The sequence below is a fragment of the Haloferax profundi genome, from assembly GCF_001469865.1.
Taxonomy (GTDB): Archaea; Halobacteriota; Halobacteria; order Halobacteriales; family Haloferacaceae; genus Haloferax; species Haloferax profundi.
Map to the genome: position 1 here is coordinate 1 of NZ_LOPV01000260.1, position 2,294 is coordinate 2,294.

The following is a 2,294-nucleotide window of genomic DNA, read 5'->3' on the forward strand; positions in this document are numbered from 1 at the left end:
CCCTCGATCATCCCGGGGAGTTTGTCTGCACTGCAGATGACACCCTGTTGTGCTGCGGCAGGTTGTGCGAGCAAAATTAAGCTCAATATGGCTGTCGTCACGATGACGCGGCGAGCCGAACCAAACCGAGTCGATTCTTGATTTGAACTAGAGACTGTATTGGGAGTGTTGTCGTTTGATTTGAACATGTAGGTCGAATATTGACGGGCCTGTCCCAAGGCCCAATTCTCAACAATATCGAATCTAGTCGGGGATTAAATTCTGTTGATTACGATATTTGTAGATTAGATACTAATATCTAGAGATTTTCTAGATATAAATACAAGAGTTAACTGGCATGCGTCACGGAGATCGCTGAGCCAAATCCGGCTCGGATTCCCCTTTCATTTGACCAATGTGAAATTAGCGCACTACTGTGATGTCGACATTCAGTCAGGAGTTTGAACGTCACACACCACATTTCATCCGTTCTTCGACGCGAACCCAGAGTCAGTAAGAGGTCAAATCTGACTCATCGTGTTTTACTGAATCAGATCACTACTAGACACCCAGTCAGCAACACGGGCCGAGAGGTCCATACAATCCCACCTCGAGTCTTTGAATTGTAGTCGCTTTGACCGACCAGCGTTGCCAATATTGCCAGTAACCACTCCAGTGTTGCCAGTAGAACTGGGGCGTGGATAATCACCAGTCTCAAATTCTGGGTTGACCGCGGCTTGGTTATTATAATCGCAGGAGTCTGAATTGAGATAACAGTCCACCGGGTTCAGTAATCAACTGCTGAAAACATACAAACTGCTGTACTCTTTAATACTAGGGCACAAACTAGTTAATAGACTCAACATTGAGGACCATCTAATCATGGGCTATCAATCAACACTTACGGGTGAACGAAAGACCGAACTCGTGAATGTAAGTCGGTATGGAAAAGAAGGAGTCCGAATGATCGATCGAGACACCCGCTTTGGTAACCCATTTCGACTCAAAAAAGACGGAGGTAAATATACTCGTGAAGAGAGTGTTGAACGCTATGAACAATGGTTTAAGCGCAAAGTTCGGTCTGACACAGACTTCCGTGCGGCAGTCGAGGAATTACGTGGAGAAACACTCGGATGCTGGTGCAAACCCAAGGCCTGTCATGGAGATGTGGTACTCGCCTATCTTCGTGGAAACCTAGATGTTAAATCAGATTGACATTACATACTGATCACCTTATCTGAGTCGATAGAAAATACTGCGGCGACTAGTTTGTAACATCTCTTCGTATTGCGGGTTGCTTCTCCAAGACTAATTGTAAAAAGTATCTCTTCGTCGTCGCCGACGTCTTCCGCTGTCGGCAATGAGTCTATACCCTTCGTCCGAGCTTGCTCTCGCCATTTTGGTGCGGTGATGGGGAAATCGTAGTTGTAGCCACCAAATTTGAACCCAGTACGAGGCTGGAATTTTCCGTTATCCTTCTCTCGGACGTAAAATTCCGGCTCTATTGGAGATACAAGGGTGAGCGAGCGCATGACCGGTATCTCTGTTAGTTCGGCTTTTGGTATCGAACCAGAAGAGTCTCCGAAAATGAACCCATCCTGTTGAAGAGCAGCATTGATTGCTAGCAGTGCCCGCTCATTGAGGCTCGTTTCCAAGAGTGCCCAAGGCTTGCCTGAGATAACCCAGTTCTCTGGCTGGTGATATTTTGGCCGCTGATGACCAATCTTGACACGAATAATATCCAGTGGCCTTGGGTGATGACCTGAAACAGTTACATATTGGTTCTCGAGAAGTCCTGCACCATCATCGTTAGAAACAGGTCGTAACCAGCCTCCAGTATCTAATCGAACCCCAGCTACACAACGAGCCCCATGTTTCTCTGAATTCGCGAGACAAACCATCTCAACAGCATCACACATGGCAGCCATCCGTTAGGTGGACGCCCTCAACGTTTCCCCAGTGTTCATTTAGATATTCAACGACCAGTCGCCGGTGACAGCGCTCTGGCTTATGTTCGCTACAGAGCATCACGGTGGGCGTCTCGAAGAGCGTAGGATCCAATGTCTGCTCAACCTCACGATCAGCCAGTAGCTGTCTAAACTGCCGTTCATACTCCGGCCAGTCAATCGTGTCATTCCGCCATGCATTGAGCAACTCCTTGGTTGGGGCTAGTGATTCTCGATGTTCGTACTTTGCGTCAAGTATAGTCTCTAAAAAGAACTTCAAATCATCTCTCTTAGCAAAACCTGATAACTGAGATCGGTTGTTTATCCGGACGTCGAGAAGGCGCTGAATACCAGCATCTTCAAGAAGTT

The 2,294-nt window shown here is 47.1% G+C and carries 3 protein-coding genes; 1 reads left to right on the forward strand and 2 read right to left on the reverse strand.

Annotated features, from left to right (window positions below):
• Positions 1-942 precede the first annotated feature (942 nt).
• On the forward strand, positions 943-1,194 hold the full coding sequence (locus AUR66_RS23265; protein WP_394326259.1) for a DUF4326 domain-containing protein: 252 nt from the start codon (positions 943-945) through the stop codon (positions 1,192-1,194).
• Positions 1,195-1,196: 2 nt separating this feature from the next.
• Here AUR66_RS23265 and AUR66_RS21250 read toward each other — a convergent pair whose 3' ends face one another.
• Positions 1,197-1,898: a dual OB domain-containing protein gene (locus AUR66_RS21250; protein WP_157533082.1), complete on the reverse strand. Its 702-nt coding sequence runs from the start codon at positions 1,896-1,898 to the stop codon at positions 1,197-1,199.
• On the reverse strand, positions 1,891-2,294 hold a 404-nt coding region (locus tag AUR66_RS11805), incomplete at its 5' end, for a DUF488 domain-containing protein (protein ID WP_058572581.1). The genes AUR66_RS11805 and AUR66_RS21250, both read right to left, overlap by 8 nt.

Bases quoted from the DNA above. Each gene is read 5' to 3' on its own strand.
- AUR66_RS23265 (WP_394326259.1), top strand. From the start codon at position 943: ATGATCGATCGAGACACCCGCTTTGGTAACCCATTTCGACTCAAAAAA.
- AUR66_RS21250 (WP_157533082.1), bottom strand. From the start codon at position 1,898: ATGTGTGATGCTGTTGAGATGGTTTGTCTCGCGAATTCAGAGAAACAT.